General features: G+C 62.0%; 22 protein-coding genes. 12 read left to right on the top strand and 10 right to left on the bottom strand.

The features are described from left to right. Positions 1-6: 6 nt before the first annotated feature. From AC3G7M_RS08945 to AC3G7M_RS08935, 3 genes are read left to right on the top strand one after another with little or no spacing between them, the layout of a single operon-like run. A complete protein-coding gene (locus AC3G7M_RS08945; protein ID WP_489215768.1) occupies positions 7-750 on the top strand; it encodes a (Fe-S)-binding protein in 744 nt (247 codons plus the stop codon). After that, positions 747-2126 carry a lactate utilization protein B gene (locus tag AC3G7M_RS08940; protein WP_489215766.1) on the top strand — a complete coding sequence of 460 codons (1380 nt, stop codon included), beginning with the start codon at positions 747-749 and terminating at the stop codon, positions 2124-2126. The genes AC3G7M_RS08945 and AC3G7M_RS08940 overlap by 4 nt, the downstream gene beginning before the upstream one ends. Next, positions 2123-2713, top strand: coding sequence for a LutC/YkgG family protein (locus AC3G7M_RS08935; protein WP_489215764.1), 591 nt, complete (start codon positions 2123-2125; stop codon positions 2711-2713). The genes AC3G7M_RS08940 and AC3G7M_RS08935 overlap by 4 nt, the downstream gene beginning before the upstream one ends. 182 nt (positions 2714-2895) lie before the next feature. Here AC3G7M_RS08935 and AC3G7M_RS08930 read toward each other — a convergent pair whose 3' ends face one another. The 6 genes from AC3G7M_RS08930 to AC3G7M_RS08905 form a co-directional block, all read right to left on the bottom strand. Further along, on the bottom strand, positions 2896-3930 hold the full coding sequence (locus AC3G7M_RS08930; protein ID WP_489215762.1) for an ABC transporter ATP-binding protein: 1035 nt from the start codon (positions 3928-3930) through the stop codon (positions 2896-2898). Beyond that, positions 3927-4727, bottom strand: coding sequence for an ABC transporter permease (locus AC3G7M_RS08925; protein WP_489215760.1), 801 nt, complete (start codon positions 4725-4727; stop codon positions 3927-3929). Before AC3G7M_RS08925 ends, AC3G7M_RS08930 begins: the two co-directional genes overlap by 4 nt. Positions 4728-4731: 4 nt before the next feature. Next, complete coding sequence (locus AC3G7M_RS08920; RefSeq protein WP_489215759.1) at positions 4732-5616, bottom strand: ABC transporter permease; 885 nt, start codon at positions 5614-5616, stop codon at positions 4732-4734. Continuing rightward, positions 5601-6614, bottom strand: a complete 1014-nt coding sequence (locus AC3G7M_RS08915) for an ABC transporter substrate-binding protein (RefSeq protein WP_489215758.1) — start codon at positions 6612-6614, stop codon at positions 5601-5603. The genes AC3G7M_RS08920 and AC3G7M_RS08915 overlap by 16 nt, the downstream gene beginning before the upstream one ends. A gap of 3 nt (positions 6615-6617) precedes the next feature. Then, a complete protein-coding gene (locus AC3G7M_RS08910; protein ID WP_489215756.1) occupies positions 6618-6956 on the bottom strand; it encodes an NIPSNAP family protein in 339 nt (112 codons plus the stop codon). 175 nt (positions 6957-7131) lie between these two features. Further along, positions 7132-7809: a GntR family transcriptional regulator gene (locus tag AC3G7M_RS08905; protein ID WP_489215754.1), complete on the bottom strand. Its 678-nt coding sequence runs from the start codon at positions 7807-7809 to the stop codon at positions 7132-7134. A 131-nt stretch (positions 7810-7940) separates the two neighbouring features. On the opposite strand from AC3G7M_RS08905, the gene AC3G7M_RS08900 reads away from it, so the two are divergent. Genes AC3G7M_RS08900 through AC3G7M_RS08885 form a run of 4 tightly spaced genes read left to right on the top strand, consistent with a single transcriptional unit; the run spans position 7941 to position 11886 of the window. Further along, positions 7941-8528 (top strand): amino acid synthesis family protein, encoded by a 588-nt coding sequence (locus AC3G7M_RS08900; protein ID WP_489215752.1) that lies wholly within the window; start codon positions 7941-7943, stop codon positions 8526-8528. After that, positions 8521-9342: an alpha/beta fold hydrolase gene (locus tag AC3G7M_RS08895; RefSeq protein WP_489215750.1), complete on the top strand. Its 822-nt coding sequence runs from the start codon at positions 8521-8523 to the stop codon at positions 9340-9342. The genes AC3G7M_RS08900 and AC3G7M_RS08895 overlap by 8 nt, the downstream gene beginning before the upstream one ends. 16 nt (positions 9343-9358) lie before the next feature. After that, positions 9359-10402: an LLM class flavin-dependent oxidoreductase gene (locus AC3G7M_RS08890; protein ID WP_489215748.1), complete on the top strand. Its 1044-nt coding sequence runs from the start codon at positions 9359-9361 to the stop codon at positions 10400-10402. 5 nt (positions 10403-10407) lie between these two features. Further along, positions 10408-11886 (top strand): aldehyde dehydrogenase, encoded by a 1479-nt coding sequence (locus AC3G7M_RS08885; RefSeq protein ID WP_489215747.1) that lies wholly within the window; start codon positions 10408-10410, stop codon positions 11884-11886. 13 nt (positions 11887-11899) lie between these two features. Here AC3G7M_RS08885 and AC3G7M_RS08880 read toward each other — a convergent pair whose 3' ends face one another. Continuing rightward, the gene (locus AC3G7M_RS08880) at positions 11900-12664 is read right to left on the bottom strand and encodes an alpha/beta fold hydrolase (RefSeq protein WP_489215745.1); all 765 of its coding nucleotides are present in this window, start codon (positions 12662-12664) and stop codon (positions 11900-11902) included. A gap of 541 nt (positions 12665-13205) precedes the next feature. On the opposite strand from AC3G7M_RS08880, the gene AC3G7M_RS08875 reads away from it, so the two are divergent. Both AC3G7M_RS08875 and AC3G7M_RS08870 read left to right on the top strand, forming a co-directional pair. Next, positions 13206-13835, top strand: coding sequence for a TylF/MycF/NovP-related O-methyltransferase (locus tag AC3G7M_RS08875; protein ID WP_489215743.1), 630 nt, complete (start codon positions 13206-13208; stop codon positions 13833-13835). Positions 13836-13884: 49 nt separating this feature from the next. Further along, on the top strand, positions 13885-14547 hold the full coding sequence (locus tag AC3G7M_RS08870; RefSeq protein ID WP_489215741.1) for a hypothetical protein: 663 nt from the start codon (positions 13885-13887) through the stop codon (positions 14545-14547). Between the two features lie 298 nt (positions 14548-14845). Here AC3G7M_RS08870 and AC3G7M_RS08865 read toward each other — a convergent pair whose 3' ends face one another. Then, positions 14846-16591, bottom strand: a complete 1746-nt coding sequence (locus tag AC3G7M_RS08865) for an ArnT family glycosyltransferase (protein WP_489215739.1) — start codon at positions 16589-16591, stop codon at positions 14846-14848. Positions 16592-16841: 250 nt separating this feature from the next. Between AC3G7M_RS08865 and AC3G7M_RS08860 the strand changes: the two genes are divergently transcribed. Continuing rightward, positions 16842-21131 (top strand): glycosyltransferase, encoded by a 4290-nt coding sequence (locus AC3G7M_RS08860; protein ID WP_489215737.1) that lies wholly within the window; start codon positions 16842-16844, stop codon positions 21129-21131. A 74-nt stretch (positions 21132-21205) separates the two neighbouring features. Beyond that, on the top strand, positions 21206-22108 hold the full coding sequence (locus tag AC3G7M_RS08855; RefSeq protein ID WP_489215735.1) for an NAD-dependent epimerase/dehydratase family protein: 903 nt from the start codon (positions 21206-21208) through the stop codon (positions 22106-22108). Positions 22109-22236: 128 nt separating this feature from the next. On the opposite strand, the gene AC3G7M_RS08850 is transcribed toward AC3G7M_RS08855, so the two are convergent. Further along, positions 22237-22956 carry an SDR family oxidoreductase gene (locus AC3G7M_RS08850; RefSeq protein ID WP_489216017.1) on the bottom strand — a complete coding sequence of 240 codons (720 nt, stop codon included), beginning with the start codon at positions 22954-22956 and terminating at the stop codon, positions 22237-22239. Positions 22957-23061: 105 nt separating this feature from the next. On the opposite strand from AC3G7M_RS08850, the gene AC3G7M_RS08845 reads away from it, so the two are divergent. Next, positions 23062-23967, top strand: coding sequence for a LysR family transcriptional regulator (locus AC3G7M_RS08845; RefSeq protein ID WP_489215733.1), 906 nt, complete (start codon positions 23062-23064; stop codon positions 23965-23967). 61 nt (positions 23968-24028) lie between these two features. On the opposite strand, the gene fusA is transcribed toward AC3G7M_RS08845, so the two are convergent. Next, complete coding sequence (gene fusA / locus AC3G7M_RS08840) at positions 24029-26125, bottom strand: elongation factor G (protein WP_489215731.1); 2097 nt, start codon at positions 26123-26125, stop codon at positions 24029-24031. Positions 26126-26149 lie beyond the last annotated feature (24 nt).

Raw genomic sequence — 26149 nt, 5'->3', positions numbered from 1 at the left:
GAGCCGATGACCGTCGCCCTTGCCATTCCTTGCTTCATCGACGCCTTCTTCCCCGAAGTCGGCATCGCGTCTCTGGAGCTGCTGGAACGGCTGGGCGTCGATGTCGTCTATCCGCAAGGACAGACCTGTTGCGGGCAGCCCATGGCGAATAATGGTTGCCAGGGCGCCGCACACGGTGCGGAAGCGCATTTCGTCGATCTGTTCGGCGATTTTGACGCGGTGGTGATGCCCTCGGGCAGCTGCGTGCATCACTTGCGGGAGCATCTGGACGCGGTGCCGCAGACCGATCGTGTGCGCCATCTGCGCGCCCACACCTATGAATTGGTCGAATACCTGCACGACGTGCTGAAGGTTGCAGACTTTCCCTGGGCGGAATTCCCGCACAAGGTCGGGCTGCACAATAGTTGCGGCACGCTGCGCAGTTTACGTACTGCCAGCATGTCGGAGCTGGGTGAGACGCCCTTCTCCAAGCCGCTCGATCTGCTGGCCGGCGTGCGCGGCATCGAACTCGTGATGCCGGCGCGGCCGGATGAATGCTGCGGCTTCGGCGGCACCTTCTCGGTCGCCGAAGATGCGGTCTCAGGCCGCATGGGTCTGGATAAGGTGCGCGACCACGCCCAGGCGGGGGCGGAGTATATCGTGTCTGCCGACACGTCCTGTCTGATGCATCAGCAAGGCTGCGCCAAACGCGCCGGCGTGCCGATCCGCTTCATTCATATTGCGCAAATTCTGAACGGCGCACGGGCATGAGCAAGCCAGTCGACCATGCCGGCGCGGCCGCAGCCTTCGTGGCCGACGCACCGCATCTGGCGTTTCATGACCGGCGGTTATGGGAGCTGCGCCAGAAGCGTGACGGGCAGATGCAGACCATTCCCGAATGGCAGGCGCTGCGCAATCTCGCCTCCGCCATCAAGGAGCATACGCTCAGTCGGCTCGCGGACTATCTGGAGCAGTTCGAGGCCCAGGCGGTGTCGCGCGGCGTGCAGGTGCATTGGGCGCGAGATGCGGCGGAGCATAATGCCATTGTGCTGCGGATCATGCGCGCGCATCAGGCGAAGACGCTTGCCAAGTCAAAGTCGATGCTGACGGAAGAATGCGAGATGGTGCCCTATCTGGCGCGCCACGGCATGGTGATTACCGAAACCGATCTGGGTGAGCGCATCCAGCAGCTGGATGACGAGCCGCCCAGCCATATCGTGGTCCCTTCGGTGCATAAGCTGCGCGAGGATGTGGCGCGCGTCTTTGCCCGCACCATTGGCGGCGACCCCAATAATGCCGACCCCCATGCCTTGGCAGAACATGCGCGCGTCACGACGCGGCCGCTGATGCTGGATGCCGATATCGGCATGACGGGCGCCAATTTTCTGGTCGCGGAAACCGGCGCCGTGGTTGTCTGCACGAATGAAGGCAATGCCGATCTTTCGGCCAATCTGCCCAAGGTTCATATCGTTTCCGCGGGGATCGAGAAGCTCATTCCGCGCCAGGCGGATTTGGGCGTCTTTGTACGCCTGCTGTCACGCAGCGCGCTCGGCTCTCCCATCACGCAATATACCTCGCATTTCCGGGGTCCGCGGGCGGGCGCAGAGATGCATATCGTGTTGGTCGACAACGGCCGCTCCGAGCGTCTCGGCGAAGAGGATTTCTGGCCTTCCCTCAAATGCATCCGCTGTGGTGCTTGCATGAATACCTGTCCGGTCTATCGCCGGTCGGGCGGCTTGAGCTACGGCGCCGTCTATTCCGGGCCGATTGGCGCCATCATCAACCCGTCCTACGATCCGGTGCGTTATGCCACCCTGCCCTTCGCCTCCACGCTGAACGGTAGCTGCACTAATGTTTGTCCGGTCAAGATCAATATTCACGACCAGCTCTATAAATGGCGCCGGCTGATTGCCGAGCGTGGATTGCTGCCGAAGAACAAGACCGTCTCTCTGCGTCTCGCGGGTTTCGTGCTCGCCTCGCCGCGCCTCTATCGGCTGGCGACAGCGGCGGCGCGCATGGCCGTGCGCCACCTGCCGCGCCGCCTGCTGTATAGCCGCCTCAATGCCTGGGGACGTGACCGCGAAGTGCCCGAAGCACCGCCAGAAAGTTTTGCGTCCTGGGCCGCGCGCAACAGGCCATCGAAATGAGCAGCCGCACGGATATTCTGACGCGGCTGCGCGGGCGCCGGCCGGAGGGTGAGTTTCCCCTGCCAGATCTGCCCCGCTTTCCCGGTGTGGACGGCGATCTGCTGGCGGCTTTTCAGGAAAGCCTGGCGGTCATGGGCGGGCAGTGGGTGCATCTGCCTGAGGGCGAGAAGCTTGGTCCCTTCCTGCGGGCGCGCCTGGGCGAAGGAAGGCTGATCCGATCCTCGACCGACGAGGTGACGGAGTTTCCCCGCACCGATGCGGTGACCAGTCCGCGTGACCTGGAAGACGTTGATGTCGGCATCGTGCGGGCGCGGTTCGGCGTGGCCGAAACCGGGTCGGTTTTCCTGAGCAATCACGAACTAGGTGTGAACACCATCGCCTATCTGGCGCAGCATCTGATTGTGCTGCTGGACCCTGACGCCATCATCCCCGGCATTGCCGACGCCTATCTGCTGCCGGATTTTGGCCAAGCAAACTACGTCTCGCTGATGACGGGGCCATCCGCCACTGCCGATATCGAAGGCGTGCTGATCCGCGGCGCCCAGGGCGTGCGAAGTCTGACGATTGTGTTTGCACCAACTGGCTGACGTCAGCGCGGCAAAGAGGCCTTCGCCGCGCCAAGCGGCTCCACAACCCTCGCCCTAAGTGTTTGGTTTGGGGTCGGACGCAACGTCCCGACCTGTTCATAACCGGGCCGCTTAGGCCAAACTCTTATTGTTTCTACGAGCATCTTAACCGGTCAGAGGATTTCCTCTGACCGGGATCTGCTCTAGGGGATGAGATAGGCGCTGCCGGGCTCGAAGCCGATATGCACGGGCGTGCCACCCGGCAAGGGCAGTGCGCCGCGGCTGCGCGGCACGCGTAGCGCCAGTTCCTGACCCCAGCTGGTGCGCACGGCATAGGCGGTGACATCGCCGAGATAGGCGGCATCGAGCACGACGGCCGCGATGCCCTGCTCTGCCAGGTACAGCTGTTCCGGGCGCAGCAGCACATGTCCCTGCCCTGCCCCAGCCGTCATGAGATTGGGCAACCGCGTTCCGTCTGGAAAATGCAGCCCGTCGATATCCCCTGACACTTCAACGAGATTGGAATTGCCGACGAAACCAGCGGCAAAGGCGCTGACCGGCCGATCATAGAGATCGGCGCCCGTGCCGATCTGCTCAACGCCGCCATGGTTGAAGAGCACGATCCGGTCGGACAGGCGCAGCGCCTCCTCCTGATCATGCGTCACATAGATGATGGTGACGCCGGTTTCGAGGTGAATGCGCTTGATCTCGCCCTGAATGTCCTCGCGCAGCTTCTTGTCGAGCGCGGAAAGCGGCTCATCCATCAGCAGGATCTGCGGATTATAGGCGAGCGCACGGGCAAGCGCCACGCGCTGCTGCTGGCCGCCTGAGAGCTGGGCCGGCTTGCGATCCCGCATCGGGGTGAGATGAACCAAAGCCAGCATCTCATCGACGCGGGCCGCTATTTCAGCCGCCGGACGGCGACGGACGCGCAGCGGAAAGGCGATATTCTCCGCGACCGTCAGATGCGGAAAAAGCGTGTAGCGCTGAAACACCATGCCGATATCACGGTGATTGGGCGCGACACCGATCAGGGAGCGGCCGTTCAACAGCACATCGCCGCTGGACGGTGCGATGAATCCCGCAATGGTATAGAGCGTCGTGCTTTTGCCCGAACCCGACGGCCCCAGGAAGGTGACGAATTCGCCCTTATCGATTGTAAGGGAAACATTGTTGATGGCGACATAGCCGTCGAAGGTTTTGCAGACATTCCGCAGTTCGAGATAGGACTGCCTCATCGGGCCGTCTCCTTCCGCAGGACCGAGAGAATACCAATGAGAATGGCCGTCGCCAGCACCAGCAGCGTCGAGACGACGGCGATATCGGGCGAGAGATCCTGACGCACCTCGCCCAGCATCCGTACGGGCAGGGTTTGCAGTGTCGGGCTCGCCATGAAGATAGCGACCACGACCTCATCCCAGGAGGTGAGGAAGGAGAAGATGGCGGCCGAAAAGATCCCGTGGCGGATGGCCGGCAGCACGACGCGGAAACGCGCTTCCCATAGGCCCGCACCGCAGAGCATGGCGGCATTTTCAAGCGAGACGTCGCATTGCTCCAGCGCACCGGTAATGGCGACGACCGCAAAGGGCAGCGCCAAAACGAGATGGGCGAGCACGAAGCCGGGGAAGGTTCCGGCCAGATGCAGCGTTAGGAAGGTCGCATAGAGCGCGATGCCAAGCACGATCGACGGCATGATCATCGGCGCCAGAAAAAACCCGCGCAGCAGGCCGCGCCCTGGAAAGCGGCCGCGAACCAGGGCAAAGCCGCAGAGCAGCCCTAACACGACGGAGAGAATGGTCACGGTGATGCCGATCTCGAGGCTCGTCAACAGCGAGAGGAGCCAGCCGGGATCGGCGAAGACTTCGGCATACCATTGCAGCGTCCAGCCGGGCGGCGGGAATTGCAGCCATTGCGAGGAATCGAAGGACAGCAGCACCAGCACGACAAGGGGACCGAGCAGAAAGACCATGACGGCCGCCACGATGGCCGACAGTACCCATTTCCATAGGCCGAGCTGAGCGAAATCCAGCAGCACCGCCTCAGCCCTCCTTCACGGTCTTGGGCGCGATGAAGCGCATCTGCAGGGCATAGAGGGCCAGCGTGATGGCCAGCAGCAGAAAGGAGGCAGCGCCGGCCAGGCCCCAGTTGAGCAATGTCTGGACAAGCTGCGCAATCAGTTCGGCGAGCATCATGTCGCTGGCGCCACCCAGCAGCGAGGGCGTGATGTAATAGCCGAGGGACATAACGAAGATGATGAGCGCACCGGCGGCAAGCCCGGGCCGCAGCAGCGGCAGGAAGACGCGCGTGAAGGCCTGCAGGCGTGAGGCGCCGCAGAGCGATGCTGCCTGGAACAAAGCGGGGTCCAGCGCCGCGATCGGGCCGCGCAGCGAAATCACCATGAAGGGCAGCATGATATAGACCATGCCGATGATGACGCCGGCCATGCTGCCATACAGGGGCAGTGGGCTGTGAACGAGCCCCAGCCAGGTCAGCAGCGTGTTGATGGGTCCATTATCCTGCAGCAGCACCATCCAGGCATAGGTGCGGGCGAGTAGATTGGTCCACATCGAGAGTAGCACGATGGCGAAAACCAGCCGGCCCAGCCGCCGTGGCGCGATCGCCAGGAACCAGGCAAGCGGCAGGCCGAGGACGGTCGCGATCACCGTCACCAGAAAGGCAATCAGGAATGTGTTCTCAAGAACATTGGCATAGGTGCCACTGACGATCAGCGCGGCATAATTCTGCAATCCGGGCTTGGGCTCCATGATCGAGCGCAACAGCAGCGACAGCACCGGCAGCACGAAGCAGAGAGCGAGGAACAGGATGGCCGGCAGCGCGGGCGCTAAGCCGCGACCGGTCCGCGGCCGCTGGGATGGCGCGGGGGCGGCCTGCACCGCCCCCGCGATGATCATTTGGTCTGCCATGCATACCAGCGATTGGCGATCTCATCACGATGCACGGCCCAATAGCCCATCTGCAGATCGATATGCGATTGTGCATGGGCGTCCGGCAAAGCGCCGAGCGCCGCAGGCGCGATCAACTTGGATGAGCCGGTATTGATCGGTGCATAGCCGGTGGTGGTGGCGAATTTTGCCTGCGGCCCGGCGCTGGTGGCGTAGGCGATGAAGCTTTGCGCAGCGGCCGCATGCGGTGCGCCCTTGGGGATGACCAGCATATCGCCGGTGGTCAGATTCTGGTTCCAGTCGATGCCGACCGCTTCACCTGACTGGATCAGAGCCTGCATGCGGCCGTTCCAGACCAGACCGATTGGACATTGGCCGGAGGCGATCTGCTGCTGAGACTGTGCGCCTGTGCCCCACCAGACGATGTCCTTCTTGATGCTGTCGAGCTTCTTGAAGGCACGGTCGATATCGAGCGGATAGAGCTTATCCGGCGCCACGCCGTCGGCAAGGAGGGCGGCTTCCAGCACGCCGGGCGCAGACCATTTGTAGAAGCAACGTTTGCCGGGGAATTTGGCGACGTCGAAGAGATCGGCCATGCTTTGCGGCGTGCTGCCGTGGAAGGCCTGTCTCTGATATCCGACGACGAAGGCATAGTAGAACGAGCCGACGGAATCCGGCGTCAGGAAACGGGGGTCGATCTTGGCCTTTTCCTCGGCCGAGAGCGTCAGCGGCGTCAGCAGCCCGTCCTGTGCGGCATGGATGGCGAAATCATATTCGACATCGACCACATCCCAGGAGACATTGCCGCTCTCGACCATGGCTTTGAACTTGCCGTAATCGGTCGGGCCATCCTGCAGGACCGTGACGCCGGTCTTCTGTGAGAAAGGCGTGGCCCAATCCTGTTTCTGGGCGGTCTGGGTGGTGCCGCCCCAGCTGGTGAAGACCATCGGTCCCTGCGCGCAGGCCGGGCTTATCGCCCCCACGGCCAAGGCCAAACCCAAAGACAAGCGACGGCGCATATCTCAGATCTCCTGATGGGCCGTGATGTCCGCACGCGGCGAGAAGGCTGCGGGGCGCAGGATCTTCGTCTCCATCGTCTCGATCAGAGCCTGGATTTTGGGAAGGAAAGTGAGCCAGTTCGGGTCCAGCAGCAGGGCCGCACGACGGCGCTCCCTGTCAGCCAGGCTGTCGAAAGCCCAGATGTGGACGATTTCGTTCAGCGGTCCGATGTCGGTCGCGAAATAGCCGGCCAGATGGCCGAGATGGGAGCGCTGGATGGCGATCCCTTCCTCTTCGACAAGCTTGAGATAATGGGGAACCGTTCCGGTCTTGAGGCGGTAGGTGCGAAGCTCGTAGATCACGACGCGGCTTCCTCGTTACATCTTATGGTATACCATAAGAGTGTGACGCCGAGAGTGTAAAGGCAAAAACCAAACGCTCGCGCTCTTTTTTTGGACATTTTACCGGATATGCCACGACCGGCGCCGCCGGATGCCTATCAATTGGTGCATTGCACAATCGGAGAGCAATCCGCCCTCAGCCCGGCGGATGTTTCCCGATGCCGGACAGTGCCAATTGCAGGGCGTTCTGGACATGCCGGGCGGAGGCTGCTTCCGCCACATCCGGGTCCTTTGCCACGATTGCATCCAGGATTGCCTGCATCTCAGCCACCCCGTGCTCGGCCCGCCCCGGCGTGGAAATGGTGAAGGCGCGGAGATGCGTGATCCGGCCATTGAGCGAGACGACCAATTCCCAAGCAACCGCCCGGCCGGCGGCGCGGAACATCGTTTCATAAAAGAGTGTCGTGGCGCTCAGCACGGCCGCCGCATCGGCCGCCGCGTAGCCGGCGCGAACGCCGTCCAGGGCGGCACCCAGGCCGGCAATATCAGCGGGCAGGGCGCGGGCCGCGCAATGGCGCGCGGCCAAAGCTTCCAGAATCGAGCGCAGTTCATAGATTTGCGTGATCTTCGCGGGCTCAGGGGCCGCGACCGCCGGCCCGTGCCCGGCAATCGTCTCAACCAATCCTTCGGATTCGAGATGGCGCAGCACTTCCCGCACCACGCTGCGGCTGACACCCAGGCGTTCGCACAGCGTGCGCTCGACCAGCCGCTCACCGGGGCGAAACTTCATCGTCAGAATGGCCTCGCGCATTTTCTCGAGCGTCAGCATGCGCAGGGTCTTGGCTGAGCGATCGATCAACATTTCATCAGACATGAGGGGAGCCTATCGCAGATCGCGGATGGGAAGAATGCCTCGGCACGAAATGGCCACGGGAACCAAATTGCACTTTACAGTTCTGCCTCATGAATCTTATGGTATACCATAAGATAGAGCGAGAGATATTCATGCCGCTGTCCCTGCGCAAGATCGTCACCTATTCCGAGGATGTGCGGATCGAGGGCCAAAGGCCGGCAACCACTCCCTTTAGACTCTTCGGCGTTGCCGCTGTCATCGCCAATCCTTGGGCCGGGCGCGGCTTTGTTGAGGATCTTGGCCCCGAAATCCGCGCCATCGCCTCGCCCTTAGGCGCAATCCTGACGGCCGAGATCCTCCGGCTCGCGGGCTCGGGCGACGCGGTGGAGGGTTACGGCAAATCCGCCGTCGTCGGCAGCGCCGGGGAGGTGGAACATGCCTCTGCCCTTATCCACACGCTCCGTTTCGGCAATCATTACCGCCGCGCCGTCGGCGCCAAATCCTATCTCGCCTTTACCAATACCAGGGGCGGCCCGGGGGCTCCGATCCAGATCCCGCTGATGCATAAGCATGACGAGGGCAAGCGCTCCCACTACCTCACCGTGCAGTTCAGCATTGATGACGCACCGGCACCGGACGAGATCCTGGTCGCGCTCGGCGCCTCGATCGGTGGCCGCCCGCATCACCGGATCGGCGACCGCTACCAGGACCTCGCGGAACTGGGTGATCTGAATGCCTGACGGGTTTCAGCTCGGCCGCGCCGGGGAGACAGGCTATTGGCAGGCGGGGGATGGCCCGCCGCTGGTCTTCATCCATGGTGTGGGCATGCATGCCGGTTTCTGGGCGCCGCAGCTCGCCGCCTTCGCGCAGCACTACACCGTGCTCGCCTATGACACGCTCGGCCATGGCAGCAGCGCGCTGCCCCCGGCACAGCCGACCCTCGGGGATTATTCCCGCCAGCTGCGCGACCTTCTCGACGCGCGCGGCTTGCGCCGCATCCGTCTCGTCGGTCATTCCATGGGGGCGCTCATCGCGCTCGACTTCGCCCTCACCTATCCAGATCGCGTTGCGGCCCTGGTGCCCATGAACGGGGTCTATTGCCGGAGCGAGGCTCAGGCGGCGGCCGTGGCCCGCCGCGCTGGCCTGCTCGCTGCAGGGTCTGGCGATATGGCCTGGCGCCAGGCGGCCATCGACCGCTGGTTCGGCCAGCCGGTGCCGGCGCCGCTGCTCGAAACAGCGGCCTGGGTCGGCTCGGCGCTCAGCGCAGTCAATGCCGTGGGCTATGCCCGCGCCTACGATCTGTTTGCCCGCGCGGACCGCGCCCATGCGGGCCGGCTGGGTACGCTCGCAATGCCCGCCTTGTTTCTGACCGGCGCCGAAGACGAGAATTCCGCCCCCGCCATGTCCCGGCAGATGGCGGCAGAGGCCCCGCTGGGCCGTGCCGTGATCCTGCCCGATCAGCGGCATATGATGAGCCTTGCGGCGCCAGGCGTGGTCAATGCCGCGCTCGCCGATTTCCTGATCGAAGCCGAACAGACGCAGAGATTCGTCTGACGCCGGAGGACTGCCGATGAAGTTTTCGCTCTTCGTCCATATGGAACGGCTCGGAGACGAGCAGGGCCATGGCGAACTCCTGCAGGAATTGGAGGAGCTGGTGCTGCTGGCTGAGCGCGGCGGCATGGAAACCGCCTGGATCGGCGAACATCACGGCATGGAATTCACCATCGCGCCGAACCCCTTTATCCAGATCGCCTACTTGGCGGCGCGGACCAAGACCATCCGCCTTGGCACAGGCACCATCATCGCGCCCTTCTGGCACCCGATCAAACTCGCGGGCGAAGCGGCGCTCACCGATCTCATCACCGGCGGCAGGCTTGATCTTGGCATCGCGCGCGGCGCCTATAGTTTTGAATATGAACGATTGCTGCCGGGGCTGACGGCGGCGGAAGCAGGCTTGCGCATGCGCGAGCTAATCCCCGCGGTGGAGAAACTCTTTGCGGGCGATTACGAGCATCGCGGCGAATACTGGACCTTTCCGAAGACGACGGCGGTGCCGAAATCGCCACAGCCGGGCGGCCCGCCGATCTGGGTCGCGGCGCGCGACCCCAATTCCCATGTCTTTGCCGTCGCCAATGGCTGGAACGTGCAGGTGACGCCGCTGGCCAGCGGCGATGAGGAGGTGGCGAGCCTGATGCAGCGTTTTGACGCCGCCTGCGCGCAGCACCCCGAGCGGCCACGCCCGAAAATTCTTCTGCTGCAGCATACCTATGTGGGCGAGGATGCCGCTGATGTCGCGCAGGGTGTGCAGGAACTCAGCCGCTTCTATTGCTATTTCGGCGCCTGGTTTCAGAACAAGAAGCCGGTGACGCAGGGCTTGCTGGAACGCCTGACGCCCGAGGAAATGGCGGCCATGCCACACTATGCGCCGGAGGCCATCGCGCGCGCGCTGGTCATCGGCACGCCGGCAGAGGTGGTCGCCCGGCTGAAAGCCTATGAGGCGCTGGGCTATGACCAATACAGCCTCTGGATCGACAGCGGCATGAGCTTTGCGCGCAAGAAGGCCTCTCTCACCCGCTTTATCGAGCAGGTGATGCCCCATTTCGCAAAGGCTTGAACCCGATGGCCGAACTTCCGTGCTTCCCGCAGTTCATCGCGGGCGTGTTTGAGGAAGCGGGCGCGCATTTTGACAGCCTCAATCCCGCGACGGGGCAGCCTTGGGCACGCATGCCGGCGGCCTCGGCCGCCGATGTCGATCGCGCCGTGACCGCCGCCCATGCGGCACTGTCGGACCCCGCCTGGGCCGGGCTGACCGCGACCGCCCGCGGCGCGCTGCTGCACCGGCTGGGCGATCTTCTGGCGGCGGCGGCCCCGGATCTGGCGGCGCTGGAGACGCGGGATACCGGCAAGATCATCCGCGAGACCTCAGCCCAGATTGCCTATATTGCGCAGTATTTCCGCTTCTATGGCGGCTTGGCCGACAAGGTGTCCGGCCTGCAGGTGCCGGTGGACAAGCCCGATATGGACGTCTTCCTGCGGCGTGAGCCGATCGGCGTGGTAGCGGCCATCGTGCCCTGGAACAGCCAGCTTTTCCTGGCGGCGGTGAAGCTGGGGCCGGCGCTGGCGGCTGGCTGCACAGTCGTGCTTAAGGCGGCTGAAGATGCCCCGGCGCCGCTTCTGGAATTCGCCCGCCTGGTGCAGGCGGCAGGCTTTCCACCCGGCGTCGTGACGATCCTGACCGGCACGGGCCCGGACTGTGGCCGCGCATTGACCACCCATCCGCTGGTCGCACGAATCGCCTTCACCGGGGGACCAGAGACCGCCCGCCATATCCTGCGCAACAGCGCCGAGAATTTGGCGATGACCTCGCTCGAACTCGGCGGCAAATCGCCTATCATCGCCTTTGCCGATGCCGATATCGCCAATCTCAGCAATACCGTGGTCGCGGGGATTTTCGCGGCCAGCGGCCAGAGCTGCGTCGCCGGATCGCGCCTGCTGGTGGAGCGCCCGCTGCTGGCGCCCTTGCTCGCCCGGCTGAAGGCGCAGGCGGAAGCGATCCGCATCGGCGATCCGGCCGATCCCGCGACCGAGATGGGGCCACTGGCCACATTGCGGCAGCGCCGGCACGCCCAGGACCTGATCGCGCGCAGCCTGGCCGAAGGCGCCGAATTGATTACCGGCGGCGGCGTGCCGCCGGGTTTCGAGGATGGGTTTTATTTCCAGCCGACGATCCTGTTCTGCCCGAGCCCCGACTTGCCGTCCATGCAGCAGGAATTCTTCGGCCCCGTGCTCAGCGTGATCGCCTTTGACACCGAGGCGGAGGCGCTGCGGCTGGCCAATGGCACGAAGTTCGGCCTCGCGAGCGGCATTTTCACGCGGGATCTGGCCCGCGCCCATCGTCTGTCGCGCGGCATCCGTGCCGGCGTGGTCTGGGTCAATACCTATCGCATGATCTCACCGCTGGTGCCTTTCGGCGGGTTCGGCGAAAGCGGGCTGGGGCGCGAGGGCGGAGTGGAATCCATTTTGGACTACACGCGCACCAAATCCGTCTGGATCAATCTATCCGAGGCGCCGGTCCCCGATCCCTTCGTGATGCGCTGAGGGCAGGCTTCCGTTAGGGTTGCGCTGAGGTATCTTCCTGCACACGCTTCAGCCAATCGTGGACAAGGGCTGTGAAGACCGCCTGCTGATCAATCGGAAGACCATGCTCGGCGCGGTCGAGAACGACATAGGTCGAGCTCGGGAACTTCCCCACGAGACGCCAAGCGTCTCGGAACCCGACGACTGCATCGTGCCGCCCGGTGACGATCAAGGTCGGGCGCGATGACAAGACCTCGGCCGCATCCGGGTCAAACGAGAACCGGTACCGTCGCTCATCCTCCCGAATTGCGGCCAGGAAGCCTGTGTCGGCGGCGGCCAATGCGGGCGCCACTGCCTCGCGCGTCTTCTCCCGCAACGCTTGGACATAGGCCGGAGTCTGAACAAGGACCTCGCCGACCTCCTGCCGCTCCGCATCCGACATCACGAGCACGGCGTCCTCGCTGACCAGGAGAGGATGGATTGGATCGAGATCACGCTGGCGCGTGGCTGGGACGATCACCGGCGCGCGCAGGAGCAAGCCATCTATTCGGCTTCGGAAGCGCGTGAGAAGACCGCGCGCCAGGTAACCGCCGGCCGATGTTCCCGCCAGGAGAAATCGATCATCTTCGACCAGATCTTCTATTGTCCCTATGACAGCGGCCAGCATGCCATCCAGATCACGGATGTCTGATCTGGCTGGGCTGCGGCCCATTCCGGGAAGATCGAGATAGTGCCGGCACCAGCCGGTCACGCCCTCGAAGATCGGCTCATAGGTCCGAACCTCATCACGGTGATCCATCTCCCATCCATGCAGGAAGACGATTGGTCTCCCCTGCCCTTCCGTTCTGCTCCACATTGCAGGGTCTTTCTCCATCCGAAATAGTGCCCTTGGATTGTAGCAGGACTACTGCAGCGCGCCGTCAATGACCACGGTGTCATTCGGGTACAGGCCGGTGGAACGCCTTCATGAGACGCTGACGGGTTGCACGCATCGAGCGGCTGGCCCGGTGGCGGCAGGACCTCCAGGACATCGGCCATGGACTGACGAACCGCAGCATCGCGCTGAAGGCGCCCGAGGCACCGATCGAAACCACCTCGCTGCCGGCAAGGTGGTCCTCGCCCTGCTCAGCGCATTCGCCGGAGTGGAGACAAATCTCCGGCAGACGAATTTGATACCGACCTCAGTTACCATTTTTATATTGACTGCCTGCCGCTGTTTGCGACACCACTAAACATTAATTTTTGATCCTCAAGACAAAATATGAGGGGTTTAAGTGTCAATTTATCACGATATGGAGACTGACTTCCTGGACATTTACCGGCGCTGTCAAAGTTTCACCATGACATCGATCGAACGCATGTACGCGCTGTTTAAAGCGGTACAGTACGTCGTGGAGGCCGAGATCCCGGGGGATTTTGTAGAATGCGGCGTATGGCGTGGTGGTTCCGTGATGCTGATCGCCGAAACCCTCCTCAGCCTTGGCGTCACCAATCGCCGCATATATTTATACGACACATTCGACGGCATGAGCGTGCCAACCGAGGCCGATGTCGATTTGGATGGAAAACGCGCTGACGTGATGTTGGCCGCTGAAGCCAATCGTGAAAATGGCCTGGTATGGTGTATTTCTTCTCTGCAAGAGGTGCGCGCAAATTTGGCTAAAACGCATTATCCAACGGAGCAATTTTTCTTCGTCGAAGGAAAAGTCGAAGATACGATTGCAGTCCAGCGACCTGACTTGATATCTTTACTTCGTCTAGACACCGACTGGTACGAGTCAACCCGCATTGAGCTAGAGCAGTTTTATCCTCTGCTGAGCCCACGAGGCGTTCTGATCATTGATGACTATGGTCATTGGAAAGGATCTCGAAAAGCGGTCGACGAATATTTTCAGCAGCTGGCGCCTTCTTCCCGAATACTGCTTGCGCGCATAGACTACACTGGAAGAATTGGCGTGAAGGCTCTCTGAAACAACTACCAATATTTTGTTTGATCATCTACATATACGGCCGCATAGCGTGAACCATCCAGATCACCCATTTCCTCCACGCATTATTTCGATCCATGTGCCTAAGACGGCGGGGTCTTCGCTGCATTCGCAATTTGTGGCCCTTTTTGGCGACCGGGTCGCCCTCGACATTGCGCACGACCCATTTACAGCCGCTGGCCAGCAAAAAGGCACCTATCCAGACGGAAAGGCCGTCCTTCACGGACACTTTGCCGCCAGACGCTATGAGGCAGAAAATGCGTTCTGGTTAACATTTTTGAGAAATCCAATCGACAACCTGATTTCCATATATTTCTACTGGAAATCCATCCATACGCCCGCGCAGGAGCTTCATCGGCGATTCCTGACCGAACGGCCAACAATAGTTGATCTAGCAAAATATAATGGCCTGCAGAGGCTTTTTTCGGAAACCTATTTCGGCGGGTTTGATATGCGCCGTTTCAGCTTCGTCGGCTTCCACGAATCGCGTGACCGCGACATCCCTTGGCTCGGAAGGCAAATAGGCCTGCCCCTTCGCTCGGAAGTTCACATTAACGCCAGCGATGACTGCGACGAGCGGCAATCCATGACAAACAACGCGCAAATCAGAAGCGAATTGGCGAGTATTTTGTCGGACGACATGAGATTTTATGAAGGCGAAAGGCATCGGGCTGCAATTTGCCAGCAATTTTAGACCAGGCGTTCATCGCGACCCTCACCTCATTCTTTCGCGCGAATCCCAACGGCGTTGCTGACTGCCTGTCTCGTGCAGGCGGATCTGCCGCCCGCAACGCTTAGGACGGGCCGCGACCCTCATCTTCATTTCTAACTGATCGTACAGCCGAGATGCAGGGGGCATGGTGCGGCGCGGCGGCACCTGGACAGCCGGACCGGGCGCTCGAGACGCTCGGGATGTCCATACGCGCAGGGGGGGACGGATGATCCGTGACCGCCTGCTGCGGGGGCAAGGGTTACAGCGATTCTTTGGCAGTTCAGAAACCCGCAGCCTTTGTCGTGCCGTAGGTCCACAGCGTGATCCGTTGATCATCCGGCGCAATCCAGGTTTTGACGGGGGAAAACCCCCGCGCCCGCGCTGCCTGCGCCATCAACGGCCGATTCACCGGCGGCAGGAAATCTCCACTGACCCGGTCCGATGTCAGCAGCACGCAGCGCTTCGCACAGTTCTGGCCGAGCCAATCCGCGTATCCGACAGCGGATTCCTGAACGACTGACGGGTCAATCATGATGGCGGCAAAAGCACTTCCACGGTGAAGGAGGTTGGAAAGCTGCACTGTATTGACGTTGACAAGCTCGTTTCGGAACCCCCACTCGACGAGGATGTCCTTCCCAAACTGATTGATCAAATAATCCGCTATGTCGTTGCTGAGCGCCCCCCATTGATGCGCCTGCTCCGAAGAGACTGGGGCAAGCGCGCCCGGCGCGCCATACCCGGCGCGCGCTTCGTCAGACTGTATCGTGCCGCGTCCGTCGCTGATCGGGGAAAATCCGATGAAAGGAAGATCTGTGACGTATCGGTGCGAGAGGCCGGGAATCAGTTGGATGAGAGGAAGCCAGAGCAGCGCGGCCAGAACGCCGACGGCCGCGACTGTCCTGGCCTTGTGGCGTCGCAGAGCGGGCACGCCGGTAAGGCTATAGGCCATCAGGGCGGCGAGCGGCGGGATGAGGGGGGCGAAAAAGCCCGATCCCTTGTTACTGGAGGTAGTGAGGGCAGCGAGCTGCTCGGCCACCACGATGAAGACCAGGAAAGCCGGTGACCGCAGAAGGGTGGCAATGGTGCGCCCCAGACCCTCCTTCCGCAGACGGCCGATGAGAAGCCCCAGACCAAGGACGGCGGCGGCGCAGAGCACCGCGAAGAAGGGAAGGTAGATGTCCCCCACCATGGCGTGCAGGCTGCGCATCCAGGCGTCCGGGCCAAATTTCGAGTTCGCCTGACCGTATTCCAAAGCCTGCCGGCCATATCCGAAGCTGAACAGGTAGTGAAAAACCAGGACGCCATTGCTCGCGAGCCAGCTGGCGGAGACGACCACAGCCAGAAGCACAGATGCGGCGAAAATGGCCAGACGCCGCAGGACATGACGGCGCTCCCCGAGCAGGCAGACGAGGCCTGCCAGAAGCAACCCTGGCAGAAAGGCGATGGTCATGGTTCGCGCCAGGGGCATGAGACCGAGCGCGATGCCGAAGACGGCGGCCCAGCCTATATGGCCGAAGCGGCGGCTGCGCAGCATGGCCAGAACCGCGAGAGCCGTGACGAACGTGGCTGGCGCGGAGAACTGAAAGCTGCGGCTGTAATTGACGATGACAGGGCAGCAGGCCGTCAGCAGAGCGGCGATCAGCCCAGCCTGAGGCGAGCGCAGCGTCGTTCCGATTCCCGCGGTCACAAGGATGGCGAGGGTGGCGAAACCCGCTGTGGTGACGAACCCCCAGATTGGATGGACACCAAACAGGAGGAAGAATATGGACGTGACAGCCGTCAGCAAGGGGGCCTGAATGCTGGGCATATTGACCGCATTGACCCAGCCGGTGAGACCGCCAAAATGGCCACCATAGTAATCAATGACCGCAAAGCCGAAATAGCCAGCCTCATCAATATCCAGAAGATTATCGTGACGATAGAGCCAAATCCAGCGCAGGTTCAAAGCAAAGAATAAAGTCGCCACAAATAGAAGAAGATAGAGTTCCCGGGACGGTGATGCGAGGTTCCTGCTGATGCGTCGCATGACCGATCCGTCTCTCACTCAAGGCGTTGTGTTCCTGAAGCATAGCTCTTACCCTGATGGGCATGGGTTTCGCAACGTGCCACGCTCGGGTCGCCATGCCTGGGTTGGCGGGCCGGCCGGAGGCTCTCTTGCAGGGTGCCGTGGCTGCCTCTAGTTCTAGGAGTGCAAGGGTTTCGCACTCCTGCAGGGAAGCCAAGGTTGCCTGCTCAGTCCCGACTTGAAGCCCAGTGGAAAAGGTCTTTACGCTGCGATGGATAATGAAGTGAAAGTCCCTTCCTTCAACGGGCCACCTTCGTCGCGAGGCCTGCCCCCGGATGATTACGTATCGCCCAATCTGGACGTGATAATCCCCGACGCCGCCTTCCCCAATATGAGGGTGGGCGATACTCGGATTCCACAATGGACGTGGTTGCGGAAGTGGGTTTCGCATAATTGGTACATCGACAAATCTCTGCCTTATGCGGGTTTTGCGAGCCGGGACGAAGTTGCCATTATCTACAATACTGCTCTGAAATTCCGTGGCCGCCCGTGCCTGGAGGTGGGGTGCTGGCGCGGTTGGTCGACTGTTCATTTCGCGCTTGGGGCGGGCGATTTGCATGTGATCGATCCGATCGTCGACGATCCAGCATTCGCCGCGAGCATTCGCGATTCCTGCGAGGCCGCCGGCGTATTGAACAAGATCACCTTTCATGCGGGCTACAGTCCCGGCGCGATCGATGCGCTGACGCAGGAACTGGGCGTCAAATGGTCCTTAATGTTCATCGATGCCGAACATGAGGGGGATGCCCCCAGGCTCGATGCCGAGGCTGCACTGCGTAATGCCGCCGAAGATGCGATCGTGCTTTTTCATGATCTCACCTCGCCCTTCGTTGCGGCAGCCTTGCACCGGATGCGCGACGCCGGCTGGCGTACCATGATCTATCAGACCATGCAGATCATGGGTGTTGCCTGGCGAGGGGCGGTGGAACCCGTTCAGCATATTCCCGATCCGAATGTTTTCTGGACCTTGCCGCGGCATCTCGCGGGATACGCGGTCAGCGGATGGGAGCCGCCGAAGCCGCCCCATGACGGCCTCGCCTGGTGGCCTGGCATGACGATGGAAGACCGGCGCAATACCGCGATGCTGCTGGCCCAGGACAGGGAAGACAAACTTGTCGAGGAAATCCTGGGGCACGCAAAGACGCGCACCGAATTGCAGACGGCTCTCACTCAATTTTCCCTTGCGCACCAGGAGCTTACCGAACAGCGACAGGCGCTGGAGCGGCTCTCTTTGGCGCAGTCTTCGAGCGAAGCCGCTCATCGTGCCATCCATACGCAATACCGCTTCGTGCTCAATCAGCTGATTGAAGCGCGGATTCTGGCATCCGAACTCACGGGGCAGCAGAAGAGCGCGCAGACCGAGCATAGCCGGGTGAAGCACGCTTTGCTGCTGGAAGCGCGCCAGCTGGGGGGACGGGCCGAAAGGCTGGAGGCGGAGCTTGCGCGTGTAGCCGCACTTGCGGAGCAGGCGCAGCAGGTGGCGGCGGTCGGGCAGGCGCGGTTCCTTCGTTTCGCGTCACAGCGCGCCGTGACGGCCGAACTTGCGGTGCAAGCGGCCACGCTACGCGCCGTCTTCGGTCTGCTCCGCCGCGGGCGCGACCAGCGCCGGACGGTGCTGCGGCATTGGGCTGACCAGCTCGGTCTGGGGGTAGCCGGCACGCAGGACCTCGTCGCCCATTTTTCCCGTCCGCGCGTCATTCTTGGCCTTCTGCGCCGCTCCTATCGTGTGCGCGAGGCGCTTCTGCGCCTCGAGCTGATCAAAGCAGCCAGCCTTGATCTGGACCCCCAGGCGGAGGAGCAGAGCGCCGTCCTGTCCATTGCCGATGCCCTTGCGGCGCCGGCGAGCAGCTTGGACGCCCCTGCAGAAAGGCGGCCCTTTCTCATCTCTCTACCCATGGCCTGGCGCCTGCTCTCGCTTGACTTGGGCGATGAGGCCCTCGGGGCGCTCAGTCCCTATTTCCGGGGCATCGAGACGGAGGACGAGCGAGTGCTGGCCTGGGTCAAGGCCGTGGGGCTCGGCCCTTCCGAGGACGATAATCAGGGGCTCCTCCACGAAAGCCTCGCCGCCATCAGGGGCAGCGCGTATTGGGACCCAGATTTCTACAGCCAGCTCGCCGGTCTTGCTGATGAAGATATTGATCCCGCGGTGCATTATCTTCTGAGGGGCGAAGCCATCGGCCTACCCCCCTCAGAGCATTTTGATCCGAGCTACTATGGACAGCAGAACTTCGACGTGCTGGCGAGCGGCATGTCCCTACTCTGCCACTATACCTATCATGGCCATTTAGAAGGCCGGGCAGCGCATGCGCCCAAGGTGATCCATGACGGCGCCCTGAAATGGGACGGCTCGAAAGACAGCATTCTGATCGTCTCCCACGAGGCTTCGCGTACCGGCGCACCGGTCCTTGCCTGGAACATCGCAAAATCTCTCGCTAAACGGTATAATGTCGTTACCGTTCTGCTGGGCGGTGGCGCACTTGTGCCGGATTTCTATGCGGTGAGCACCCAGGTCTGCGGGCCTTTCCCACTGCGCCAGCGCTCTCTCGGGGATATGCGGTTCGGCCTGGCCGATCTCTTCGCGAGCCAAACATTCAAATATGCCCTCGTAAACAGCACGGAATCCCGCGTTGCGATTGAGGATTTCACGAACCGGCTCATTCCCGTCCTGTTCCTCGTCCATGAATTCGGCACCTATGTCTATCCGCGCGCCGAATTGACTCAAGCCTTCGATCTGGCCGACGAGCTGATCTTCCCTGCGCCGATTGTTGCTCAGTCATCTTTGTCCATCTATCCTCCTCTTGCAGATCATTCGATACGGCTTCTGCCGCAGGGCATGTCGGAGCTGCCGGCGGCTGCCCTGGAAGGGACAGAGAAGCGCAAGGGTGCGGACAAGCTGGACGTTCTGCGAAAGCGGAAGAAAGACGGCGCTTTCATCGTCCTCGGCGCGGGAACGGTGTCGGTCCGCAAGGGCGTCGACCTCTTCATCTCGGTCGCCGCTTCAGTCCGACAGCAGCCGGATGCGCCATCGATGCATTTCGTCTGGATCGGGCAGGGATACCGCCCCGCGGAGGACATGAACTACTCAGTCTATCTTCTCGAGCAGATAGAAAGGTCCGGGTTGGGCGATCATGTTACTTTTCTTGAAGAAACGCCGGATCTCGATCAGGTCTATGCTCTGGCTGATGCCTTTCTGCTGACCTCGCGACTGGACCCTCTGCCTAACGTATCTATCGATTCGGCTTGGAGAGGCATCCCGGTCGTTTGTTTTGAACATGCCTCCGGCATGGCCGATCTCTTGGCACAGGATACCCTGACTGCGCCTACGGTTGTTCCGCATCTCGATATCGAGGCAGCGCGCAGCGTGCTCCTGCGTCTCGCTGGAAGCGAGACCGCCTATGCGCAGATTGCGAAGGCAACGGCAGAATTCGCACGGCGTACATTTGACATGGAACGGTATGTGGAGGCGCTAGACGCGATTGGTGTGGAGCATGCTGGCCCCGCGCGTGCCTTATGCAGAGCGGCCGAGATCATCGTTTCGCAGAAGGGCTTCTCGGCGGATTTCTTCAGCGGCGCCAAGCCACGGATTGAGAGCCGCGAGGAAGCAGTTCGGCGCTACCTTGCTGCCTGGCATCGCCGGGAGCGTGGCTCCGCTTGGCTGCGGCGGCCCGCGCCTGGTTTTAACGCCTTCGCATGGGAGGCGAGTGCGGAAGCGGCGAACGGCGAAACCGGCGAAGCCTATGCCGATTTCCTGTCGGCCGGCCGGCCCCCTGGTGTCTGGCAGATGCCGGTGCTGAAGCACCTCGACTTGCGCGGACGGCAGAGACAGAGCGGTCATGGCGCCACGATGACCGTTTTTCATGTCCATACCGATGACATGGCAAGCTTCCGTCTGCTGGCCGCGCGACTGGTGCCGCTTTCGGCTTTGGATGTGACGCTGATCGTGAGTGCACCTGAGGGCCTCCGTGCCACGCTGCGCCAGATTTTTGACGAGACCGGCATCGCCGGGATGCTGATTGACCGGGAGCTTCCAGATGCCCTGGCACTCGCGAACTATCTTGAGGAGAACGCCGACCTGTTTGGCGATGGGCTGGTGGCCCATCTGCGTGCGACAGCTGATCAGGTGATCCCAAGCTGGCGTGACTTTCACTGGGAACATCTTGTGGGCGGCCGTTTGGCCGCCATCGAGCAGATTATCGAGACGTTCCACGAGATGCATGACCTCGGTCTCGTTTTTCCAGCCGAGCCCTATTATTCGGCTGGGGAGGATGGGCAGCCCGCGGGCCTGGTGCCGGGCGGAGACGGTGAGATCTCGCAAGATTATCCAGAAGGCGGCATGTTCTGGGCGCGGCGGGAGGTTCTGCGGCGACTTGTTCAGATCAATGCCAGCAGAGCGGATCGATCAGTGCAGGTGAGCCGCGATGTCGAACGCATCCTGCCAAGCGCATGCCGCTCAGCTGGGCTGAGGGCGGCGGTAGTCACATCTCTCGGAACAGACTGGTGAAGGGGTCTGCCGCCGCCGAGGCAAGCCCTGCGCGCCATCTTCTGCTGGGAGGAGGCGGTTTCATCGGGCGGCATATGGCCTTGCTGCTGTCGCAGCTCGGCCATCATGTCACGATCGCCAGCCGGCATAGCATCCTCGACAACTTTTCGCGTGATGATACCAACAACATCACCTGGAAGCAGCTTGAGCTGGGCGCGGCCGATTGGGATAGCCTGATCGACGGGATGGATATTATCCATCACTACGCCTGGGGCTCGATCCCGGCGAGTGCCAATGCAAATCCGCGCGGTGATCTGCTCACCAATGTCACAGCCACGATTGATCTTCTCGATGCGCTGCGGCGACGGAAGAGTGGCCGCTTGCTGTTCGCCTCATCAGGTGGAACCGTCTATGGCAAGACGCAGGACTATCCCGTACCGGAGACGCATATTCTAGCGCCGATCACCGCCTATGGCGCCGGCAAGGTGACAGCGGAAGTGTATCTGAATTTGTACCGCGCGACCTACGGGGTAGATTGCCGTATCGCGCGTATCGCTAATCCCTTCGGGGCGGGGCAAGATCTGTCGAAGGGCCTGGGTGCAGTTACCACCTTCATTCACCGGGCCCTGACAGGCCAGAGGATTACTCTCTGGGGGGATGGCGAGGTGATTCGGGATTATATCCATATTTCGGATGCCGTGCGGGCTTTGGCCATGCTGTCTCTGGCGCCGCTGCCCTTGGCAGAAAGCACCTTCAATATAGGAAGCGGCCGGGGAACAAGTCTCAACCAGATACTAGAAGAAATCGAAACACAGCTTGGCCGCCGGATCGATGTTGAGCGCACACCTGGCCGCACCTTTGACGTGCCGATCAATGTTCTATCAATTGCACGCGCACAAACTATCCTCGGCTGGTCGCCTGCCCTGTCATTCAGCCATGGCATGGCTATGACTTTTGAAGATTTGAGACGGGGTGCTGCTTTCTCAACCTTACAATGACGTGTGACGGCGCACCGGTCAGCGCGACCCAGAAGGCTCAGCCCGCACGTCAGGTGTAGAGCACCCGGCAGTGGGCCGCAGTGGCCGGGAGAGGTTGCCCTCCACCGGCCAAGCCGTCTTGGCCAAAATCAGACCAGCACGCCGCCACCATCAACGACGAATCTCTGCCCGGTGGCAAAGCCCTGTTGCATCAGAAACAGATAGGTTTCCGCCAGTTCGGCAGCCTCACCCACGCGGCCCACCGGCAGTTTGGCGCCGGCCGCTGCATACATCGCCTCACGGTCCGCCTCCGGGATATCGCGCCACAGCGGCGTGCGCACGAAGCCCGGGGTGACGAGATTGACCCGCACGGGTGCCAGTTCCACCGCCAGCGCTCGCGTCAGCCCCTCCATCGCGGTGCAGATACTGGCGCCGAGTGCCCAGCCTGCCTGCGGCCGCGCACCCGCAATGCCTGACGAGAAGACGATTGAACCGCCCGCGCGAATCAGGGGCGCGCCATATTTAGCCGCCGTCAGAGCACCCCAATAGCGCGTCTCAAAGAACTGCCGCCCTACCGCGAGCGAGAGTTCCGTTACGGGGCCCAATTGCAAAGCCTCTCCGGCTGTGAAGACCAGGTGATCAAACGCCCCAATCCGCTCGAACAGGCTCTTCACCGCCGCTTCATCCGTCACATCCACGGAGAAGCCTTCGGCGCCGGGGGGCAGAGCAGCCACCGTCGCCTCGATCCGCCCCGGATCACGGGACACCACTACCGGTATCGCGCCCTCGCGCCCTGCGGCCTGTGCCACCGCAAGCCCGATCCCGGAGGTTCCACCCACCACAACCACACGCTTACTGTTCAAGTCCATCATCAGCTCCTGTCAGCGAATAATCCGCCACATCCGCATCATGCCGCTGGACAGAAGATGATACGAGCGCATCATAGTCAGCCATAAGCTGACGAAAGATCATCCATGGCCTTCGATGCGAGACTGCTGAGCGGAATCGGCACTCTGGTCGCTGTGGCCGAAACCGGAAGCTTCGCCCGTGCCGCCGAAGCATTAGGACTTACCCCCTCCGGTGTCAGCCGCGCCGTGGCGCGATTGGAGGCCCGACTCGGCATACGGCTGTTTGATCGCAATGCCCGCGCGACCACGCTGACCGAGGCCGGGCAGCGGCTCTTGGCTGAGGTGTCGCCCCTACTGGCCAGCATCGCCGAGGCGGCCGATAGCGCCCGCGGTGAAGCCAGCGCCGTCACCGGCCGGCTGCGGTTGAACTGCGACCCCTGGTTCGCCTCGATTCTTCTGGCGCCGCGTCTGCGCTCCTTCATCCTTGCCTATCCCCAGCTCACGCTCGATCTGGTGGTGCGGGACCGGCTCGGGGACCTCGTCTCCGAGGGTTTCGATGCCGCAGTGCGGTTCGGGGAGCCGGAACCTTCCGGGCTCATCACACGCAAGCTGCTGGAAACGCGCATCATCACCTGCGCCTCGCCCTTCTATATCGAACGGCACGGTCGGCCGGAGCATCCGAGCGATCTCGCCAGCGAGCGGCACGAATGTCTGCTGTTCCGCGATCCCGTGACCGGACGTCCCTTCGATTGGGAGTTTCACCGCGCCGGCGAGGTGCTGCCGGTGAATGTGCATGGGCGTCTCGTACTCAACGAGGCGGCAACGGCAGTCGCAGCCTGCGTGGCGGGTCTGGGCATCGCGCAGCCGATGGCGCTCGGCACGGAGGCCATGCTGCAGGACGGCCGTCTGGTGGAGCTGTTTCCCGACTGGAACGGCGAGCTTTTCCCGCTGCATGTCTATCATCCGTCGCGGCATCTGCCGCCCGCGAAGGTACGCGCCTTTCTGCGCTTCGTGAACGAGATCACCCGCTGAAACGAAAAAGGCCGGCGGGGTTGCCCCCGCCGGCCCTCTTTGATCAAGCGTCCCGAAAGACTTAGGCGCTTTTGGCCATGATCTCGTCGGCCACGTTGCGCGGCACCGGATCGTAGTGATGGAACTGCATGGTGAAGGACGCGCGGCCCTTCGTCATGCTGCGCAGGTGGGAGATGTAGCCGAACATTTCCTTCAGTGGGACATGCGCGCGCACGATAACGGTCGAGCCCGAGCTTTCCTGGTTCTGGATCATGCCGCGGCGGCGGTTGAGATCGCCCACAACGTCACCGACATGGTCGTTCGGGGTGGTGACTTCGACGTCCATGATGGGCTCGAGAATGATCGGGCCGGCCTTCTTCATGCCTTCGCGGAAGCAGGCCTTGGCGGCGATTTCAAAGGCGAGCGCCGAGGAATCGACGTCATGGTACTTGCCGTCGACCAGAGTGTATTTGAAGTCGACGGTCTGGAAGCCCGCGAGCACGCCGGTATCGGCCTGCACTTTGATGCCCTTTTCGACCGCAGGGATATATTCCCGCGGCACTGTGCCGCCGACGACCTTGTTCTCGAAGACGACGCCTTCGTTCCGCTCCAGCGGCGCGAAGATGATCTTCACTTCCGCGTACTGACCGGAACCACCCGACTGCTTCTTATGGGTATAGGTCTCGGTATGCTCCCGCGAGATGGTCTCACGATAGGCCACCTGCGGCGCACCGATATTGGCGTCCACGCCATATTCGCGGCGCAGACGGTCGATGATGATTTCGAGATGCAGTTCGCCCATGCCTGACAGAATGGTCTGGCCGGTTTCCTGGTCGGTCTTGAGTCGCAGCGAAGGATCTTCGCCGGCCAGCTTCTGCAGGCCGATCGTCATCTTCTCGACGCCTTCCTTGGTCTTCGGCTCGACAGAGATGTCGATCACCGGGACCGGGAAAGCCATACGCTCGAGCACGACCGGATCATCGGCGGAGGCGAGCGTGTCACCCGTGCCGGTGTCCTTCAGGCCCACGAAGGCCGCGATGTCACCCGCATGCACTTCCTTGATTTCAGCGCGCTTGTCAGCGTGCATCTGGAACATGCGGCCGATACGCTCGCGATGGTCTTTCGTCGTGTTCATCACGGTATCGCCGGACTTCAGCGTGCCGGAATAGACGCGGACGAAGGTCAGCGTGCCGTATTTGTCGTTGATGATCTTGAAGGCAAGCCCGGAGAAAGGCGCATCCGGGTTGGCCGGGATCACGCGGCGGGCGGCCGCCGCCTCGGGGGTGTCTTCCTCGTCTTCGTCAGCGGCGACCTTGATGCCGGGGACGTCGATCGGGGACGGCAGATAGTCAAGCACGGCGTCGAGCAGGGGCTGCACGCCCTTGTTCTTGAAGGCCGTGCCGCAGAGCACCGGCCGGAAGGCGCCGGAAATGGCACCGGCCTTGATGCAGCGCTTCAGGGTTTCAACCGAGACTTCGCCCTTCTCGAAATACTCTTCCATCGCCGTGGTATCGACGGAGAGGGCGGTATCGAGCAGCAGCTCGCGGTATTCGGCGGCCTTCTCGGCAAGATCAGCCGGAATCGGCTCATCATGGAACTTCGCGCCGAGTTCGCCGCCTTCCCAGATGATGGCCTTCATCTCGACCAGATCGACGACGCCGATGAAGTTTTCCTCGATGCCGATCGGCAGCTGCAGCGGCAGCGCGATGATGTCGAGCTTTTCCTTCAGGGTGTCGAAGGCGCGATAGAAGTCGGCGCCCGTGCGGTCCAGCTTGTTGATGAAGATGATGCGCGGAACATTGTAGCGGTCGGCGAGGCGCCAGTTGGTCTCGGACTGCGGCTGCACGCCGGCCACGCCCTCGATGATGAAGATGGCGCCATCGAGCACACGCAAGCTGCGGTTCACTTCGATGTTGAAGTCGATATGGCCGGGGGTGTCGATGATGTTGATGCGGTGGTCTTTCCACTCGCAGGTCACCGCGGCGGAGGTAATCGTGATGCCGCGCTCACGCTCCTGGTCCATGTAATCGGTGGTCGTGTTACCGTCATGGACCTCGCCGATCTTATGCGAGACACCGGTGTAATAAAGGATACGCTCGGTCGTCGTCGTCTTGCCGGCGTCGATATGCGCGGTGATTCCGATATTACGGATCAAACCAAGCGGCGAGGTGCTGGTCACGATTTGCCTCCATGCAAGAAAAGC

The organism is Acidisoma sibiricum, from assembly GCF_057837225.1.
The sequence above is the reverse complement of the archived record's forward strand: the minus strand, read 5'-3'. Positions and strand labels throughout refer to the sequence as shown.

What these genes read in the sequence shown, in the direction of transcription:
- AC3G7M_RS08890 (WP_489215748.1), top strand. Translation starts at nt 9,359, where the DNA reads ATGAAGTTTTCGCTCTTCGTCCATATGGAACGGCTCGGAGACGAGCAG.
- AC3G7M_RS08860 (WP_489215737.1), top strand. Translation starts at nt 16,842, where the DNA reads ATGGATAATGAAGTGAAAGTCCCTTCCTTCAACGGGCCACCTTCGTCG.
- AC3G7M_RS08900 (WP_489215752.1), top strand. Translation starts at nt 7,941, where the DNA reads ATGCCGCTGTCCCTGCGCAAGATCGTCACCTATTCCGAGGATGTGCGG.
- AC3G7M_RS08855 (WP_489215735.1), top strand. Translation starts at nt 21,206, where the DNA reads ATGGCCTTGCTGCTGTCGCAGCTCGGCCATCATGTCACGATCGCCAGC.
- AC3G7M_RS08880 (WP_489215745.1), bottom strand. Translation starts at nt 12,664, where the DNA reads ATGGATCACCGTGATGAGGTTCGGACCTATGAGCCGATCTTCGAGGGC.
- AC3G7M_RS08920 (WP_489215759.1), bottom strand. Translation starts at nt 5,616, where the DNA reads ATGGCAGACCAAATGATCATCGCGGGGGCGGTGCAGGCCGCCCCCGCG.
- AC3G7M_RS08945 (WP_489215768.1), top strand. Translation starts at nt 7, where the DNA reads ATGACCGTCGCCCTTGCCATTCCTTGCTTCATCGACGCCTTCTTCCCC.
- AC3G7M_RS08865 (WP_489215739.1), bottom strand. Translation starts at nt 16,591, where the DNA reads ATGCGACGCATCAGCAGGAACCTCGCATCACCGTCCCGGGAACTCTAT.
- AC3G7M_RS08940 (WP_489215766.1), top strand. Translation starts at nt 747, where the DNA reads ATGAGCAAGCCAGTCGACCATGCCGGCGCGGCCGCAGCCTTCGTGGCC.
- AC3G7M_RS08905 (WP_489215754.1), bottom strand. Translation starts at nt 7,809, where the DNA reads ATGTCTGATGAAATGTTGATCGATCGCTCAGCCAAGACCCTGCGCATG.
- AC3G7M_RS08885 (WP_489215747.1), top strand. Translation starts at nt 10,408, where the DNA reads ATGGCCGAACTTCCGTGCTTCCCGCAGTTCATCGCGGGCGTGTTTGAG.
- AC3G7M_RS08915 (WP_489215758.1), bottom strand. Translation starts at nt 6,614, where the DNA reads ATGCGCCGTCGCTTGTCTTTGGGTTTGGCCTTGGCCGTGGGGGCGATA.
- AC3G7M_RS08875 (WP_489215743.1), top strand. Translation starts at nt 13,206, where the DNA reads ATGACATCGATCGAACGCATGTACGCGCTGTTTAAAGCGGTACAGTAC.
- AC3G7M_RS08895 (WP_489215750.1), top strand. Translation starts at nt 8,521, where the DNA reads ATGCCTGACGGGTTTCAGCTCGGCCGCGCCGGGGAGACAGGCTATTGG.
- AC3G7M_RS08845 (WP_489215733.1), top strand. Translation starts at nt 23,062, where the DNA reads ATGGCCTTCGATGCGAGACTGCTGAGCGGAATCGGCACTCTGGTCGCT.
- AC3G7M_RS08935 (WP_489215764.1), top strand. Translation starts at nt 2,123, where the DNA reads ATGAGCAGCCGCACGGATATTCTGACGCGGCTGCGCGGGCGCCGGCCG.
- AC3G7M_RS08850 (WP_489216017.1), bottom strand. Translation starts at nt 22,956, where the DNA reads ATGGACTTGAACAGTAAGCGTGTGGTTGTGGTGGGTGGAACCTCCGGG.
- AC3G7M_RS08930 (WP_489215762.1), bottom strand. Translation starts at nt 3,930, where the DNA reads ATGAGGCAGTCCTATCTCGAACTGCGGAATGTCTGCAAAACCTTCGAC.